15 protein-coding genes are annotated in these 16,538 nt (G+C 72.9%); 9 read left to right on the forward strand and 6 right to left on the reverse strand.

The features are described 5' to 3' along the window. Positions 1–40 precede the first annotated feature (40 nt). Complete coding sequence (locus GJV82_RS05510) at positions 41–1,546, reverse strand: sensor histidine kinase (RefSeq protein WP_155098521.1); 1,506 nt, start codon at positions 1,544–1,546, stop codon at positions 41–43. Positions 1,547–1,651: 105 nt separating this feature from the next. Between GJV82_RS05510 and GJV82_RS05515 the strand changes: the two genes are divergently transcribed. Both GJV82_RS05515 and GJV82_RS05520 read left to right on the forward strand, forming a co-directional pair. Next, positions 1,652–2,335, forward strand: coding sequence for a response regulator transcription factor (locus GJV82_RS05515; protein ID WP_024839406.1), 684 nt, complete (start codon positions 1,652–1,654; stop codon positions 2,333–2,335). A gap of 43 nt (positions 2,336–2,378) precedes the next feature. After that, on the forward strand, positions 2,379–3,707 hold the full coding sequence (locus GJV82_RS05520; protein ID WP_024839405.1) for an ATP-binding protein: 1,329 nt from the start codon (positions 2,379–2,381) through the stop codon (positions 3,705–3,707). Positions 3,708–3,803: 96 nt separating this feature from the next. On the opposite strand, the gene GJV82_RS05525 is transcribed toward GJV82_RS05520, so the two are convergent. Further along, positions 3,804–4,316 carry a GtrA family protein gene (locus GJV82_RS05525; protein ID WP_155098523.1) on the reverse strand — a complete coding sequence of 171 codons (513 nt, stop codon included), beginning with the start codon at positions 4,314–4,316 and terminating at the stop codon, positions 3,804–3,806. A gap of 114 nt (positions 4,317–4,430) precedes the next feature. Between GJV82_RS05525 and GJV82_RS05530 the strand changes: the two genes are divergently transcribed. The 3 genes from GJV82_RS05530 to GJV82_RS05540 are packed head-to-tail and all read left to right on the forward strand — an operon-like array spanning position 4,431 to position 6,810. Next, positions 4,431–5,672: a 5-(carboxyamino)imidazole ribonucleotide synthase gene (locus tag GJV82_RS05530; RefSeq protein WP_318657314.1), complete on the forward strand. Its 1,242-nt coding sequence runs from the start codon at positions 4,431–4,433 to the stop codon at positions 5,670–5,672. Continuing rightward, positions 5,669–6,205: a 5-(carboxyamino)imidazole ribonucleotide mutase gene (gene purE / locus GJV82_RS05535; RefSeq protein ID WP_155098524.1), complete on the forward strand. Its 537-nt coding sequence runs from the start codon at positions 5,669–5,671 to the stop codon at positions 6,203–6,205. The genes GJV82_RS05530 and purE overlap by 4 nt, the downstream gene beginning before the upstream one ends. Positions 6,206–6,252: 47 nt before the next feature. Continuing rightward, positions 6,253–6,810 (forward strand): hypothetical protein, encoded by a 558-nt coding sequence (locus GJV82_RS05540; RefSeq protein WP_155098525.1) that lies wholly within the window; start codon positions 6,253–6,255, stop codon positions 6,808–6,810. 29 nt (positions 6,811–6,839) lie between these two features. Here GJV82_RS05540 and GJV82_RS05545 read toward each other — a convergent pair whose 3' ends face one another. The 4 genes from GJV82_RS05545 to GJV82_RS05560 all read right to left on the reverse strand — a co-directional run bounded on the left by GJV82_RS05545 (position 6,840) and on the right by GJV82_RS05560 (position 10,818). Then, positions 6,840–8,288, reverse strand: coding sequence for an LCP family protein (locus GJV82_RS05545; RefSeq protein ID WP_155098526.1), 1,449 nt, complete (start codon positions 8,286–8,288; stop codon positions 6,840–6,842). A 4-nt stretch (positions 8,289–8,292) separates the two neighbouring features. Continuing rightward, on the reverse strand, positions 8,293–9,585 hold the full coding sequence (locus GJV82_RS05550) for an LCP family protein (protein ID WP_318657315.1): 1,293 nt from the start codon (positions 9,583–9,585) through the stop codon (positions 8,293–8,295). A 75-nt stretch (positions 9,586–9,660) separates the two neighbouring features. Continuing rightward, the gene (locus GJV82_RS05555; RefSeq protein ID WP_155098528.1) at positions 9,661–10,089 is read right to left on the reverse strand and encodes a DUF2304 domain-containing protein; all 429 of its coding nucleotides are present in this window, start codon (positions 10,087–10,089) and stop codon (positions 9,661–9,663) included. 12 nt (positions 10,090–10,101) lie between these two features. Beyond that, on the reverse strand, positions 10,102–10,818 hold the full coding sequence (locus GJV82_RS05560) for a glycosyltransferase family 2 protein (protein ID WP_155098529.1): 717 nt from the start codon (positions 10,816–10,818) through the stop codon (positions 10,102–10,104). A gap of 143 nt (positions 10,819–10,961) precedes the next feature. Here GJV82_RS05560 and GJV82_RS05565 point away from each other — a divergent pair, with 143 nt between their 5' ends. The 4 genes from GJV82_RS05565 to GJV82_RS05580 all read left to right on the forward strand — a co-directional run bounded on the left by GJV82_RS05565 (position 10,962) and on the right by GJV82_RS05580 (position 16,499). Then, on the forward strand, positions 10,962–11,558 hold the full coding sequence (locus GJV82_RS05565) for an acyltransferase (protein WP_155098530.1): 597 nt from the start codon (positions 10,962–10,964) through the stop codon (positions 11,556–11,558). After that, a complete protein-coding gene (locus GJV82_RS05570) occupies positions 11,555–12,655 on the forward strand; it encodes a DegT/DnrJ/EryC1/StrS family aminotransferase (protein WP_155098531.1) in 1,101 nt (366 codons plus the stop codon). The genes GJV82_RS05565 and GJV82_RS05570 overlap by 4 nt, the downstream gene beginning before the upstream one ends. Next, positions 12,655–13,641 carry a Gfo/Idh/MocA family protein gene (locus GJV82_RS05575; RefSeq protein WP_155098532.1) on the forward strand — a complete coding sequence of 329 codons (987 nt, stop codon included), beginning with the start codon at positions 12,655–12,657 and terminating at the stop codon, positions 13,639–13,641. Before GJV82_RS05570 ends, GJV82_RS05575 begins: the two co-directional genes overlap by 1 nt. 92 nt (positions 13,642–13,733) lie before the next feature. Next, positions 13,734–16,499, forward strand: a complete 2,766-nt coding sequence (locus GJV82_RS05580) for an FG-GAP-like repeat-containing protein (RefSeq protein ID WP_155098533.1) — start codon at positions 13,734–13,736, stop codon at positions 16,497–16,499. Positions 16,500–16,538: the final 39 nt, after the last annotated feature.

Raw genomic sequence — 16,538 nt, forward strand, 5'->3', positions numbered from 1 at the left:
TCGGGGCCGGGGTCCGGTCGCGGGGAGGTGCGGTGGCGCGTCAGGCGGGCGTCGGGGGCGGGGGTGGCGGCGGGACCGCCGCGCCGGGCGGGCGCGCGGGGCCCATCCTGCCCGACGGCGCGGGCGCGGGCAGGACGGCCGTCGTGGCCGCCGGGCCGGACACGGCTGCCGGGCCGGGCGCGGCACCCGGGGCGGGCGGGACGGGGAGGCGCAGGTGCACGCGGAAACCGCCGCCCGGCCGCGGGCCGACCTGGACCGTGCCGCCGAAGAGCGCGGCGCGCTCGCGCATCCCGAGCACGCCGTAGCCACCGGGCCGCGCGTCCGTGTCGGCCGCGGTCGAGGCGCCGCGCCCGTCGTCCTCGACCTCGAGGTCGAGCGTCGTGGCGCCCCAGCGCACGACGACCGTGACCTCCGGGTCGGGGCCCGCGTGCTTGAGCACGTTCGTCAGGGCCTCCTGGCACACGCGGTATACCGTGAGCCCCGCGCCGGGCGGGAGCTGCCGCGCGTCGCCCACGCGGACGAAGGACACGCGCAGGCCGCTGTCCCGGACCTGCGCGACGAGGGACTCGAGGTCCGCGGTGTCGGGCTGCGGCGCGCGCTCGAGCGCCGCCGTCGCGCCGCTCGCCGGCCCGGACGCGGGCGGGCCGTAGGGCGAGCCGGCGCTCTCCCTCGGCGCGGTGCCGCGGCCGGCGGGCAGCGCGAGCGTGCCGCCCGGGCCGACGGCGGGAGCCGGGCCGGGGACCCGCGGCGCCTCGGACCGCAGCACGCCCAGCAGGCGTCGCATGTCGGCGAGTGCCGTGCGCCCGGTCTCGGACACGGTCGTCAGCGCGCGGGCCGCGGCGTCGTGGTCGTGCGCGGCGGCGTACCGGCCGCCGTCGGCCTGGGCGATGATGACGGAGAGCGAGTGCGCGACGATGTCGTGCATCTCGCGCGCGATGCGTGCGCGCTCGGCGGCCGTCGCGATCCGCGCCTGCTGGTCGCGCTCGACCTCGAGCCGCTCCGCGCGGTCGACGAGCGCGGCGATCGTCTCGCGGCGCGAGCGCCGCACGAGTCCGAACGCCCAGACGGCGAGGAACGTCATGCCGCCGAACGCGGACGTGAAGAACACCATCATGGCGAGGTCGGCGAGGCGGCCCGAGAGGAGGCCTAGCGCGACGCCCAGCACGACGGCGCCGGCGAGCGAGGACGCGATCGCGGTGCGGTGCGCCCAGCGCGGCCCGTACACCGTGACGGAGTAGAGCGCGACGAGCACGGCGAAGTCCGCGGGGAAGATGAGGAGGTAGCCCGCGAGCAGGTGCGCGAGCGCGACCGCGTACACCGTGATCGCCGACGCGAGCGGCCGCGACCGCCGCCACGGCAGGGGGAGGAGGAGCAGGACGGCCCAGAACGCCGCCCACCCGCCGTGCGTCGCGTAGCCGCTCGCCCCGGACGCCGAGAACGCCGCGGACGCCGGGACGAACACCACGGCGAGGACGAGCGTGACGGTGAGGTCCACACCGAACCGGTGCTGGTCGGACCACTGCCCGAGCCGCTCGTACCATCCCATGCGCTCCAGCCTAGGCAGAGGGTGCGCGCGGGGCGTCCGACCAGGGTCGCAGAGTTCACGCGACACGATGGGACCGAAGTCGTACTGATGCCCTAGCATGAGCGAATGACCCACGTACTGCTAGCGGAGGACGACCCGGCGATTGCCGAACCTTTGGCGCGCGCACTGACACGTGAGGGTTATAACGTCGTCGTCCAAGGAACAGGTCAAGGGGCGATCGACTCGGCCGGCGGCGCCGACATCGTCGTGCTCGACCTGGGCCTCCCGGACATGGACGGCCTCGACGTCGCCCGCGAGATCCGGCACAAGGGCCTCACCACCCCGGTGCTCGTCCTCACCGCGCGCGCCGACGAGGTGGACCTCGTCGTGGGCCTCGACGCGGGCGCGGACGACTACGTGACGAAGCCGTTCCGGCTCGCCGAGCTGCTCGCGCGCGTCCGGGCGCTCCTGCGGCGCTCGCACGGGGAGCAGGTCGACGAGGAGGAGCTCGCCGCGCAGGACGTGCGCATCGACGTCTCCGCGCACCGGGCGTTCCAGGGCGACCGCGAGCTGCACCTGACCACCAAGGAGTTCGAGCTCCTGCGCGTGCTCGTCGCGAGCGCGGGGTCGGTCGTCGTGCGCGACGCCCTGATGCGCGACGTGTGGGGGTCGGAGCCCGTCGGGTCGACGAAGACGCTGGACATGCACGTGTCGTGGCTGCGCCGCAAGCTCGGCGACGACGCGAACGCGCCGCGCTACATCTCGACCGTCCGCGGTCTCGGCTTCCGCTTCGAGACCGGCGAGAGCTGACCGACACCCACCGGGGACGAGGACACGGGGAGCGAGGGGAAGCGTGCGGCGTCGGATGCTGCAGGCGACGGTGGCGGCCGTGGCCGTCGCGGTCATCCTCCTGGGCTTCCCGCTCGCCTTCTACGGGGCGCGGTTCGTGCTCCAGGGCGAGGTCGACGACGTCACGTCGCGCGTCGAGCGCCTCTCGCGCTCGATCGACGCGCGCCTCGCCGCGGGGGACGACATCCCGGACTACGTCATCGAGGACGCGGTCCAGCCCCGCGCGAGCGACCCGCCCGCCCAGGTCTACGTCACCCTGCCCGACGGCACCGTCCTCACCGCCGGTGAGGAGATCACGGGCCGGGGGATCGAACAGCCGGTCCACTCCGAGTCCGGCGCGCTCGTCACGCTCACCGTCTCCTACTGGGACGCCTACCTGCGGGCCGCGCAGGTCGTGCTGCTCGTCGTCGCGGCGGCCGTCGTCGCGTTCGCCGCGGGCATCGGGATGGCGGTGTGGCAGGCCAACCGCATCTCCGCGCCCCTCGTGTACCTCGCGGCGTCCGCGGAGCAGCTCGGCTCGGGACAGGTGCGCCCACGGCTCGAGCCGTCCGGCGTCGAGGAGATCGACCTCGTCGCCGCCGAGCTGGCGCGCAGCTCGGACCGGCTCGCGGGACGCCTCGCGGCCGAGCGCCAGTTCGCGGCCGACGCCTCGCACCAGCTCCGCACGCCGCTCACCGCGCTGAGCATGCGGCTCGAGGAGATCTCCCTCGCGTCCGACGACCCGGACGTGCAGGAGGAGGCGCGGATCTCGCTCGAGCAGGTCGAGCGGCTCGTCGGGGTCGTCGACGACCTCCTCGCCTCCTCGCGCCGCGCGCAGGGCGGCACGACGGAGGCCGTGAACCTCCTCGACGTCGTGCACCAGCAGGAGGAGGAGTGGGTGCCGACGTTCGAGAAGGCCGGGCGCCGGCTCGTCGTCGACGTGCCCGCGGAGTACCAGGTGCTCGCGACTCCCGGCGCGCTCGCGCAGGTGCTGGCCACGCTCATCGAGAACTCGCTCAAGCACGGCGGCGGCACGACGACGGTCCGCGCGCGGCCGTCGGGCACGAGCGGCGCGATCGTCACCGAGGTCTCCGACGAGGGCGACGGCGTCCCCGACGACCTCGCGCCCCGCATCTTCGAGCGCGAGGTCACGTCCGGGGCCGGCACGGGCCTCGGCCTCGCCCTCGCGCGCGACCTCGCGGCGTCCGACGGCGGCCGGCTCGAGCTCGCGCAGCGCCGCCCCGCGGTGTTCGCACTGTTCCTCGCGGGCGTCCCGCGCCGCCTCGACCCGCGCGTGGTGCTCCCCGCGGGCACGGTGGTGGCGTCCGGTCGCCGGCGTCGTCGCCGCGGCTGAGGCGCGCGCTCCCCGCTCACCGGGCTCCCGATCACGGGTCCCTGCTCGCCGGCGGGCCGGTGCTGCCCGGCCCCCTGACCGGGCTCGGGTGCCGGATCAGGCGCCGGGCGTCGTGGCGGGCTCGGGCGTCCGGTCGCCCGTGAAGACGAGGCGGCGGTAGGCCAGGTAGCGGAACGCGGTGCCGAGCGCGAGACCCACGACGTTCGCGGACACGTTCTTGGCGAGCGGCGACGTGAGACCGAGCGCGTAGGTGGAGATGGCGAGGCACCCGACGGCGATGAGCATGCCCCCCACGTTGACCACGACGAACGCGGCGAGCTCGCGGCCGCGCGTAGCCGTGCGTCGCGCGGAGAAGGTCCAGTACCGGTTGCCCACCCAGGCGACGAGCGTCGCGACCGCGACCGACAGGACCTTGGCCGTGAGGGGCTTGTGCCCGAGGACCTCGCCCGGGCCGAAGCTCAGCAGGTTGAACAGCCCGAGGTCGACGACGTAGGCGACCGCGCCGACGGACCCGAACTTCGCGAGCTCGCGCACCCGGGCGAGCACGCGCTCGCGGCGCGGCGCGGGTGCCGCGAGGGCCTCCGTCCGCCGGTCCAGGTCGCTCGTCATCCCTCGAGGCTACCGGGCGTCCCGCGGCCGTACCCCGGCGGGCGCCGGGACGCGGGCGTCCGACGAGCGGGCGGCGCGCGGGCGCGCGGCGCCCAGGCACTAGGGTGGGTGCACGTGGCAGCCCCAGTGATCGCCGTGGTCGGCGGAGGACAGCTCGCACGCATGATGGCCCCCGCGGCCGGCGAGCTCGGTGTGCACCTGCGCGTGCTCGTCGAGGCCGCGGACTCGTCCGCCGCCCAGGTCGTGGTCGACGCGCCCGTGGGCGCCGCATCCGACGAGGCAGCGGTCCGCGCCCTCATCGCCCCGGCCGACGGCGCGCCTGCGGCCGTCCTCACGTTCGAGCACGAGCACGTCCCGAACGCGCTGCTCACCGACCTCCTCGAGCACGGGACGCCCGTGCGGCCCGGCCCGGACGCGCTCGTGCACGCGCAGGACAAGATCGTCATGCGGCGCCGGCTCACCGAGCTGGGCGTGCCGTGCCCGCGCTGGGCCGCGCTCCCCACGGACCCGGCGGACGCCCGGACCGCGCTGACCGGCTTCCTCGCCGAGGTCGGTGGCGAGGCCGTCGTGAAGACGGCGCGCGGCGGTTACGACGGCAAGGGCGTGCGCGTCGTGTCGCTCGCCGCGGGCGGGCCCGAGCAGGTCGCGGAGTGGATCGAGGCGGCGGCCACGGGCGGCCCCGAGCTGCTCGTCGAGGAGAAGGTGCCGTTCACGCGCGAGCTCGCGGTGCTCGTCGCGCGGCGACCGAGCGGCGGCGCCGAGGGCCGCGGCGAGGTGCGCACGTGGCCCGTCGTGGAGTCGATCCAGCGCGACGGCGTCTGCGCCGAGGTGATCGCGCCCGCTCCCGGCCTCACCGACGCCGAGGCGGAGCGCGCGCGCGACGCCGCCGTGCGGATCGCGGAGGGCCTCGGGGTGACCGGCGTGCTCGCGGTCGAGATGTTCGAGGTCGCGGGCGAGGACGGTCCGCGCGTGCTCGTCAACGAGCTCGCGATGCGCCCGCACAACTCGGGGCACTGGACCATCGACGGCGCGGTGACGAGCCAGTTCGAGCAGCACCTGCGCGCCGTCCTCGACCTCCCGCTCGGGGACACCGCCCCGACCGCGCGGTGGACGGTCATGGCGAACGTCCTCGGCTCGACGCTCGACGAGCTGACCGACGCGCTGCCCGCGGTGCTCGCCGCGTACCCTGACGCGAAGGTCAACCTGTACGGCAAGGGCGTGCGCCCCGGGCGCAAGCTCGGCCACGTGAACGTGAGCGGCGACGACCTGGACGAGGTCCGGCGTCGGGCGCTCGCCGCGGCCGCCGTCCTGCGGGGCGAGGACCCCGAGGGCACCCCGAACGAGGAGCGAGCATGAGCGAGAACCCTGTCGTCGGCATCGTCATGGGGTCGGACTCCGACTGGCCCGTCATGGAGGCGGCGGCCGACGCGCTCGCCGAGTTCGGCGTCCCCGTCGAGGTCGACGTCGTGTCCGCGCACCGCATGCCCGTCGAGATGATCGACTACGGCCGGACGGCCGCCGAGCGTGGCCTGCGCGTGATCGTCGCCGGCGCCGGGGGAGCGGCCCACCTGCCGGGCATGCTCGCGGCCGTCACGCCCCTGCCCGTCATCGGGGTCCCCGTGCCGCTGCGCCACCTCGACGGCATGGACTCGCTCCTGTCGATCGTGCAGATGCCCGCGGGCGTGCCCGTCGCGACGGTCTCCGTCGGCGGGGCGCGCAACGCGGGTCTGCTCGCCGCGCGCATCCTCGCGGCCGGCACGGACGACGACGCCGCGCGCCTGCGGGACAAGATGGTCGCCTTCCAGGCGGACCTGGGCGACCAGGCCCGCGCGAAGGGTGCACGCCTGCGCGCGTCGCGGTCAGAGGAGCCACGCACCGCGCGGTCCTGACGCGCCGAAACCTGCAAAGGATGGGCGGCAGACGACATACTTCGGTCATGAGGAAGCATCCGCCCCGTCCGATTCACGTCGTTGCTGTGATGTCGACGCTTCTCGTGCTCGGAGGCTGCGCGGCCGGGAGAGCCGCACAGGTGGAGACTCCTGGCGCGACAGCCTCCGTTCGGTCGGTGGAAGGCTCGACGACGGTCCTCGAGCCCCTGGAGGCGGAACAGGTTTCGAGCGACGACCCTGTGTACGGCGCGGCAGTCGAAGCGGCGCTCGCCCGTGCGATCGGCGACCAGCAGACGCCGTATGCGCTGCGCTCGGACTCGATCGACGAACTCGTGCTCGTGACCTGGGGCAGTTCGACGTGCCCCGAGGTCCCTCGTTCCGGTCGGTGGCTCGAGGCGGACCCGCCCTACACGGCAAGGTTCCTCGTCGAGTTCTCGTCGTCGACGTTCCAGGACACGTCACCGGACGAGGCATTCGTCCACGCGTGCACCGACGACCTCAGCCCCGGTGTCTTTCGGGTGGCCGTCGGTGACGTGCCAGCAGGACTCCTCCGGGTGGAGTTCCAAGAGGTGCGACGTGTGGGTGGCGTCGACGTTCCGGGCTAGCTCCTGTCGCGGCAGTCGGTGGTAGCCAACTACTGAGGCAAGCCGCCGACTTGGCCTGGTGGGAGCTTTCCATCCCGGACGTCGACCCAGAACTGGCCGACGGTGTCGGGGTCCAGCTGCACGGTCGACCCCACGTTGCCGCCCGGGCGGTAGTCGGGGTTCGAGATCGGCGGTGTGCCCGTGATGCCGTCGGGACCGTTCGCCTTGCGGAACGCGAGCGCGAGCTTGCCCAGGTCGATGATGCCGGTGCTCTGGTCGACCGTGAGGGATCCGAGACCCGAGTCCAGCAGCGAGACCTGGTCGCCCGGGCGGAACAGGATGCTCGGGTTCGCCGCCTTCGAGCTGATGGCGCCGATCACCTGGCGCTGGCGCTCGGCGCGTCCGATGTCACCCTTCGGGTCGGAGTAGCGCATTCGCGAGAACGCGAGCGCGGTGTGGCCGTCGGCGACGTGGCACCCGGCCGTCCAGACGAGCTCGCTCCTCGGGTCGTTCACGTCGTAGTCGAGGCACAGCTCGACGCCGCCGACGGCGTCGACGATGCCCTCGACCCCGCCGAACCCGACCTCGACGTAGTGGTCGACCGTGAGGCCGGTGAGCTGCTCGACGGTCTGCACGAGCAGCGGCGGGCCGCCCCACGAGTAGGCCGAGTTGAGCTTGCTCGCGCCGTTGCCGGGGATCTCCGCGTACGTGTCGCGGGGGAGGCTGATGAGCGCGACCGGGCCGCTCGGCGGGGCGTGCAGGATCATGATCGTGTCCGTGCGCGCGCCCTCGGTGCCGTCCTCGCTGATGCCCTCGCCGCGCGCGTCCGAGCCGGCGAGGAGGTAGGTGTTCCCGGGTGTGCCGGGCGCGCCGGAGAGGGCCTCGACGTGCTGGATCTTGCCGTTCGCCCAGATGAGCAGGCCCACCGGCCAGGCGAGGAGCGCGACGATCACGACGCAGGCGACGAGCCCGACCACGCGGCCCTTGCGGACGCGGAAGCCGCCCCCGCCGGTCCGCGGTGCGGCCGGGCCCGACGGCGGTCGACCGCCCCGGTCTCCCGGCCCGCCCGTGCGTGGGCGCGGGGACGCGCTCGGGCGGCTCCGCGGCGACGTCGGCACGGCCTGGGCGCCCGCGCGAGGCGCGGACGAGACGCGCGGGGGAGTCGACGCTGCTTGTCCGGGCTGGCGCGCCGGAGCGACGGACGGGGGGAGGCCCGACGCCGCCGAGCTCGTTCGCGCGCGCGGGCTGCGGGCGGGAGGCGCGGGCGGGGGCGTGCCCTTGCGCGCCGGGGTCACGGGGATCTCGCGCGACGACTGGCGCTTGATGCGCGGCTCGAGCCGCACGGCGTCGTCGGGGGCGGAGGGACGGGGTCGCGCCTGGGCGCGTCCGCTGTTGCCCACCGCGATCGCGTCGTCGACCGACGACGGCCGCGGGGCGCGGCCGCCCTGCGGCGTGAAGCTGGGAGGGAGCGACCGGGGGTCGCGCGACGGGTCGGTCATGGCGTCACCCGCACTGCGCGGTCTCGTCGGCGGCGGAGAACGCCTCCTTGCCGGCTTCCTTCGTCTGCACCGGGGCGGGCTCCGAGGACGCGTCGTCCGGCGGCACGTCTGCGCTCTCCCCGGCCTGTGACGGCGGCTCCGTGGCCTCGACCGCGCCGTCGGGTCCGCCAGTCTCGTCGGCGGCGGGTGCGGGCGCGACGATCGGCTCGTCGGCGCGCACCTTCGCCCACAGCTCGTCGGCCTCTGACGTCCAGACGACCTTCGCGTCGGGGTCCTGCGGGTCCGGCGCGTTCGGAACGGTCATGAAGGTGATGTTGCCACTGGTCGCGCCCTTGAGGCTGAAGGCGAGCCCGGCGAGGCTCGGGATCGACGAGAGGTTGTCGCTCATGGTGAGCGACTTGGTGCCCGCGTCGACGAACCCGTAGATCTGACCGAGGTCCGAGAGCACGTTCTTCGAGAGAACCTGGTTCACCGTCGCGGCGAGGAGCTGTTGCTGACGGCTGATGCGGCTGAGGTCCGACCCGTCGCCCACGCCGTAGCGGGCCCGCGCGAACCCGAGCGCCTGGGCGCCGTCCAGCGTCTGCCAGCCCGCGGCGAGCTGGAGGTCCGCCTTGGGCGAGTCGATCGCCTCCGGGATGCAGATGGGGACGCCCCCGATCGCCGTGACCATGTTCTGGAAACCGGCGAAGTCGACCACGACGAAGCCGTCGACGAACACGTCGGTGAGGCTCTCGACCGTCTGCACCGTGCACGCGGCGGCGGAGTCGACGTCGCCGCCGACGGTCGCGCCGTTCGCGAACGCCGCGTTGAAGCGCGTGTTCGCGGGTGCGGTCGTCTTGCCGCTCGTCGTGTTGCAGGCCGGGACGTCGACGCGCGAGTCCCGCGGGATCGAGACCATCTCGACGCGCGAGCGGTCCGCGGAGACGTGCACGAGGATCGTCGTGTCCGATCGCATGCCCTCGACGCCCTCGACCTCGTGGCCGTTCTCGCCCCCGCGTTCGTCCGAGCCCATCACAAGGATGTTGAGCGGCTTGCCGGCGTTGGGGTCGTCGGGGTCGGGCGTCGACGGCGCAGGACGGTCCTCGACCAGGTCGAGAGCGCTCGAACCCGAGATGTTCCCCACGATGTTCGACACCGCGGCCGCGCCGCCCACCGCGCCGAACGCGAGCACCGCGGTCGCGACGAGGCCGGCCGTCCTGGCTGCGCCGTGCGTACGGAGAGCCCGCGCGTGCGACGGCCCGCGCGACTGCCGGTCGGCAGCCGCGGTGCGAGCCTGGGCACGGGAACGGGACGTCACGGGCAACGAGCATAAGCGGCGTGTGCGATGCCACGGCGCGGGGGGCGGGCTCGGCGCGTGGAGGAGTTGTGGAACCTAGAGTTCGCGGGGGGCCGCGGTCCGACGGCTGCGCTCGTCGTCCCCGAGGACGGGCCCTGGCTCTGCATTCTCGAGCTGGACGGCGGAGTCGTCCACGCGCTCGAGCCGGGCCTCGGCGAGGCTCAGCTCGCGGGTCAGGACCGTGATCTTGCGCTCAAGCTGGTTGGCCCGACGGTGGCTCGTCGCGATGAAGCTGACGAACGCGATCACCAGGGCGTACAACAGGAGGTCGGTACCGCGACCCACGTCGAGCAGGTTGGCGACGAAGGTCAGTGCCTCGGGGAACAAGATCGCGAGGACGGCGGCGATGACGAACCCGACGAGGAGCAGCCGGCGGATCGCCTGGTGGCGTGCGTTGGTGGTCGACCGGGTGAGCAGCACGGTCACCACCACGACCGCGGCGACGAGGATGACCTGGATGAGCATGACCGATCCCTGCTACTTGAAGACGAGGTCGACGAGGATGTTGACGGAGTTCCAGAGCGACTGGCCCTTGCCCTTGGAGTAGTCCGTGTAGAGCACGTGAACCGGGTGCTCGCGCCACGGGAGGCGCGTCCGGCCGAGCTGGAGGACGATCTCGCTCGCGTGCGCCATGCGGTCCTGCGTGAGGTCGACCTTCCGTGCGGCGTCCACGCGGATGACCCGGAGGCCGTTGTGCGCGTCGGTGAGACGCAGACCCGTGCTCTGGTTCGTGAACCACACCGCCGTCCGGAGCACGAGCCGCTTGAGGAGCCCGGGCTTGGTGCGGTCGTCGAGGAAGCGCGAGCCGAAGACGACAGCGAGGTCGTCGGAGCGGGCCAGCTCCACCATGGCGACGGCGTCCTCGACCTGGTGCTGACCGTCCGCGTCGAACGTCACGAGGTAGCGCGCGCCCTCCTGGTCGCGCGCGTACTCGATGCCCGTCTGGAGCGCTGCCCCCTGGCCAAGGTTCACCGCGTGACGGACCACGATGGCGCCCGCCTCGCGTGCCCGTGCCGCGGAGTCGTCCGTGCTGCCGTCGTCCACGCAGACGACGTTCGGAAAGGTCTTGCGCGCCTCGGCGACGACGCCGCCGACGACCGCGTCCTCGTTGTAGAGCGGGATGACGAGCCACACGTCGTCGGTGACGGTGCGAGTGGGCGCGCGACCGTCCGTCGCCGCGTCCGAAAAGTCCATGCCCTCATTCTTGCAGCATCCGGAGCGAGGTCGGGACGAAGGTCTGTCGTCCCGCGCCGACCGCGTCGGTAGGCTGGCCGACGCGGCGCCGCGGTTAGAGTGAGCCCGCCCACTGCTGTCGAGAGCGAGGAGCTCTTCCCATCATGAGTGTGCGCATCGCACCCAGCGCCGATGTCGCCGAGAATGCCGCGATCGGCGACGGCAGCCAGATCTGGCACCTCGCCCAGGTGCGTGAGGGGGTGTCGATGGGGGAGTCGTGCGTCGTAGGACGGGGCGCCTACATCGGCACCGGCGTGCAGATGGGCCGGAACTGCAAGGTGCAGAACTACGCCCTCGTGTACGAGCCGGCGACGCTCGCGGACGGCGTCTTCATCGGGCCCGCCGTGGTGCTGACCAACGACACGTACCCGCGCGCGGTCAACCCCGACGGGTCGCTGAAGAGCGCGGACGACTGGCACGCCGTCGGCGTGACGATCGGCGAGGGGGCCGCGATCGGAGCTCGCGCCGTGTGCGTCGCCCCCGTGACGATCGGCGCCTGGGCGACCGTGGCCGCCGGCGCCGTCGTCACCAAGGACGTCCCGGACCACGCCATCGTCGTCGGGGTTCCCGCGCGGCGCGTCGGCTGGGTCGGGCGAGCGGGCCGACCGCTGGAGCAGGACGGCGAGCACTGGGTCTGCCCGGTGACAGGGGTTCGCTACGAAGAGCACGACGAGACCATCAGAGAGGTTGCGGCCGAATGAGCCAGACACTGATCCCCGCGGCGAAGCCGATCGTCGGGGACGACGAGCGAGCGGCCGTGGACCGCGTGCTGCGCAGCGGGATGATCGCCCAGGGCCCGGAGGTCGCCGCCTTCGAGCAGGAGTTCGCCGACGTGCTCGTCGGCGGGCGCACGTGCGTCGCCGTCAACTCCGGGACCTCCGGGCTCCACCTGGGCCTCCTCGCCGCGGGCATCGGCCCCGGCGACGAGGTCATCGTCCCGTCGTTCACGTTCGCGGCGACCGCGAACTCGGTCGCGCTGACCGGTGCGACGCCGGTGTTCGCGGACATCGAGCCGGACCACTTCTGCCTGTCGCCCGACGCGGTGCGCGCCGCGATCACCGAGCGCACCAAGGCGATCATGCCGGTGCACCTCTACGGGCACCCCGCCGACATGACGGCTCTCGGCGCGGTCGCGGACGAGCACGGGCTGCTGCTGTTCGAGGACGCGGCCCAGGCGCACGGCGCGACGCTGGCAGGACGCCCCGTCGGTTCGTTCGGCTCGTTCGCGATGTTCAGCCTCTATCCCACGAAGAACATGACCTCGGGGGAGGGCGGCATGGTGTCGTGCGCGACGGACGAGATCGCGCGCAACGTCCGCCTCCTGCGCAACCAGGGCATGGAGCGCCAGTACGCGAACGAGCTCGTCGGGTTCAACGCACGGATGACCGACGTCCACGCGGCGATCGGGCGGGTCCAGCTCACGAAGGTCCAGGGCTGGACGGCTGATCGCCAGCGCAACGCGGCGTTCCTCTCGGAGAACCTCGAAGGCGTCGTCACGCCGCCGGTCGCTGACGGCGCGGTGCACGTCTACCACCAGTACACGATCCGGGTCGCCGACGACCGCGACCGGGTGGTGACGGCGCTCCGCGAGGAGCACGGCGTCGGATCGGGCGTCTACTACCCGATCCCGAACCACCGCCTCGAGAGCCTCAAGCACTTCGCACCCGACCTCGACCTCCCCGAGACGGAGATCGCCGCTCAGCAGGTGATCTCGCTCCCGGTGCACCCCTCGCTCACGCAGGAGGACCTCGACCGCATCGTCACCGCGGTCAACACCGTCGTGAAGGCTGGTGCGTGATGGCAGACCTGCGTGCGGGCCTCATCGGGCTCGGAGCCATGGGCCGGCACCACGCCCGGGTGCTCCGCGAGATCGACGGTGTCGACCTCGTGGCCGTCGCCGACCCGGGCGGTGACCCCTACGGCGTGGCCGGCGACCTCGACGTCCTCCCGGACGTCCAGGGACTGATCGACAGCGGCATCCAGATGGCGGTCGTCGCCGTCCCGACGGTCTTCCACGAGGAGGTGGCGCTCGCTCTCGCCGCCACCGGGGTCCACACCCTCGTCGAGAAGCCTATCGCGGCGACGAGCGAGGCCGGACGCAAGGTGGTCGACGCGTTCGCGGCCGCCGGCCTCGTCGGTGCCGTTGGGCACATCGAGCGGTTCAACCCGGCGCTCCAGGAGCTGCGGCGCCGGATGGAGGCCGGTGAGCTGGGCGAGGTCTACCAGATCGCTACGCGACGCCAGGGACCCTTCCCGTCACGCATCGCCGACGTGGGCGTGGTGAAGGACCTCGGCACGCACGACATCGACCTCACCGCGTGGGTCGCCCAGAGCCACTACCGCTCGGTCGCGGCGCAAACCACGCACCGCAGCGGTCGTCCGCACGAGGACATGGTGACGGCCATCGGGCGTCTCGAGAACGGCGTCGTGACCAACCATGTCGTCAACTGGCTCTCGCCGATGAAGGAGCGCGTCACCATCGTCACGGGTGAGCGCGGTGCGTTCGTCGCCGACACGGGGACCGCCGACCTGACGTTCTACGCCAACGGCGTCATCCCCACGGAGTGGGAGGCCGTCTCCGCTTTCCGGGGCGTCTCGGAGGGAGACGTCACCCGCTACGCCTTCGCCAAGCGGGAGCCGCTGCGCGTGGAGCACGAGGCGTTCCGGGACGCGGTGCTCGGCCTCCGCCAGGATGTCGTGACCATGGAGGAGGGCCTTCGGACCCTCGAGGTCGCCGAGGCCGTGCTCGAGTCGTCGCGGACGGGATCGACGATCTCCCTCTGAGCGCTGGCGCCCCGCCATGCGGAGTTCCTCCTGTGACCGTACGGTGTCGAGAGCGTGCCCAAGGCACACATCTCGATCGCAGGGGAGGAACGATGCGGGCTCGACGCCGGCTCGGAAAGTCACTTCGAATCGTCGTGGCGGGCGCCGCCGCGCTCGCGCTACCTCTCACGGTCGCGATCGCCGCGCCCGCCACGTCGGAGCCCGTCGGCAAGACCCTCCAGCCCGACGGCGGCAGCGAGGGGATCGAGTCCGAGGTCGCGGAGCTCACGGTGGACCAGGGCCCCGAGACGCTCGGCACGCAGGCCGCTCCGGACGACCCCTTCGAGCAGGCTGGTGTCCCCGAGAGCGCCGGGACCGTCGTCGCGACCTCGGGACAGACGTCCGGCCTCGCCGTGGTGGGCGTCACGTGGGCGCACGGCACCGCGCCGGAGGGGGCCAGCGTCGTCATGCGGTCGCGCACGGCGGACGCTTGGTCGGAGTGGGCACTCCTCGAGCAGGAGGACGTCGTCTCGGAGGACCCGGGTGCCGACGACCTCGGGTCGGCGGCGACGGAGGTTCGTGACGGGACCGAGCCGGCCTTCGTCGGCGCGGTCGACGAGGTCGAGGTCGCGGTCCGCGGCGCGGGCGAGGCGCTGCCGCAGGACATCCGGCTCGTCGTGATCGAGCCGGGCGAGGCCGACGCCGAACCCACGGTCGCGAACGCCAGCTTCGTCGGGGACCCGGACGCCGTGCCGGCGCCCGCGATCGTCGACGAGTCCGCGTCCGGGGTCTCGACGGGGACGCCGGACGCCTTCACGACGGCCGCGGTGGCGCGTCCGGCGATCAACACCCGGGCGCAGTGGGGCGCCGACGAGTCGATCATGACGTGGACCCCCCAGGTCGGGCGCGTCAACGGTGCCGTCGTCCATCACACCGCTGGTTCCAACAACTACACCGCAGCCCAGGTCCCCTCGATCATCCGGGGCATCTACACCTACCATGCGCAGTCCCGCGGCTGGGGCGACATCGGCTACAACTTCCTCGTCGACAAGTTCGGCCGCATCTGGGAAGGGCGCGCAGGCGGGGTCGAGCGGGCCATCGTGGGCGCGCACGCGGCGGGGGTCAACTCGCACACGTTCGGGCTGTCGCTCATGGGCAACTACGACCAGGCCTCGGTCCCCGCGGCCGCCATGGACGCGATGTCGCGTCTCCTCGCGTGGAAGCTCTCGCTCCACGGCGTCCGGGCGAACGGGACGGCGAGCATCGACGGCCGGACGCTGCCCGCAGTCGTCGGGCATCGAGACGTCGGCCAGACCGCGTGTCCCGGGGCCAACCTGTACGCGCGGCTCGGTGAGCTGCGCTCGCGCGCCGCCAACCTCCAGCCGAGCCCGCTTCGCGGACCGCTTGTACGCGACCTCACGGGCGATGGCTTCCCTGAGCTCCTCGCTGAGAATGGAGGCGTCGTCTCGCTGGTCACAGCTGGCCGCACGTGGTCGGCGTCCACGAGGTACGGGCCTGGCTGGAATGACGGGAGGGTCTTCTCACCCGGCGATTTCGACGGCAACGGCCGTGGCGACCTCATGCTGATCGACCGCACGGGGCGACTGTACTTCTATGGGTCGAGCGGCTCCGGCTGGCAGCCCCGACGATTCATCGGATCCGGCTGGAGCGTGATGGACGCGGTCGTCGGGGGTCACGACTGGGACGGGGACGGCCGTCCCGACCTGCTGGCGCGCCGTAGCAGCGACGGGTCCCTATGGCTCTACTCCAACAGTGGCGCGGGTGGCTTCCGAGGTTCACGGCAGATCGGCTGGGCGTGGCAGCAGATGTCCGCGATCACCTTGATGGGCGACCTGAGTGATGGCCGACCGTCGCTCGTGGCCCAGCAACCTGACGGTCGGCTCGTGACGTACGTCGGTGACGGGCGGGGGAATTTCGCGGTGAGCCGGCCTCAAGGAACCGGGTGGAACACGATGACGTCGGTCCTGGGGCCCGGTGACGCGACCGGAGACGGCGCGTTCGACCTCGTCGCTCGCGACGGCGCCGGGCGGCTCCTGCTGTACCCCGGCAACGGTGACGGATCCTTCCGTAGCCCCGTCCAGATCGGCCAGGACTGGCAACAGTTTTCCACGGTTTTGGTGACGCGGAGCGGGGAGACCGTCGAGTTCTACCCGGTGTCCCGGAGCGGGGTGCTTCACCGCTACCCATACGTCCGCAGCGGGCAGTTGACGAGCTCGTTCTCGACATCGGTGCGCGCGGCACGCGGTTCGGACGTCATTGTGCCGGGCGACTGGGACGGTGACGGTCGGCCGGACCTCGTCGTGCGCGACCGAGCGGGGAGCCTTTTTCTGCACCGGGGTACAGGAACGGGGACCTTCAGCAGCACCGGCAACCAGATCGGTCGCGGATGGGAGGGCATGCGTGACATCGTGGGTGCACCGAGCTTCGGTGCTGACGGTGAGCCCGGCATCCTCGCGCTCGAGGCCTCCACTGGCCGGATCTGGCTGTACCCCGGAACGGCGCACGGTGCCTTTAAGTCGCGAGTGCTTATCGGGAGCGGCGCCACCCGTGCAGACATGATCGTGAGCGTCGGGACGTGGACCGGAGGGAGCCACGACCTCGTGACCCGGGAAGGTGGCGACCTGATCCTGCGCAAGGGGAACGGGGCTGGTCAGCTCGGGCCCGCCCAGCAGATCGGGTGGGGCTGGGGCGGTGCATCCGCAATTGTCGGAGTGGGCGACGCGACGTCCGACGGCGTGCCTGACCTCGTCTTCGTCGACGCCGGCGGATCGGTCCGTCTCTACCCGGGCAACGGCAAGGGTGGATTCCTTGCGGCCCGGCCGTTCGGCCAGGTGTCGTCGGGAGCAGTGGTGTTCTGAGTCGGGAGCCTGCTGTCCCAGGACCGCGGGACTCGGCTG

Source organism: Cellulosimicrobium composti (assembly GCF_009711085.1).
GTDB classification, from domain to species: domain Bacteria; phylum Actinomycetota; class Actinomycetes; order Actinomycetales; family Cellulomonadaceae; genus Cellulosimicrobium; species Cellulosimicrobium composti.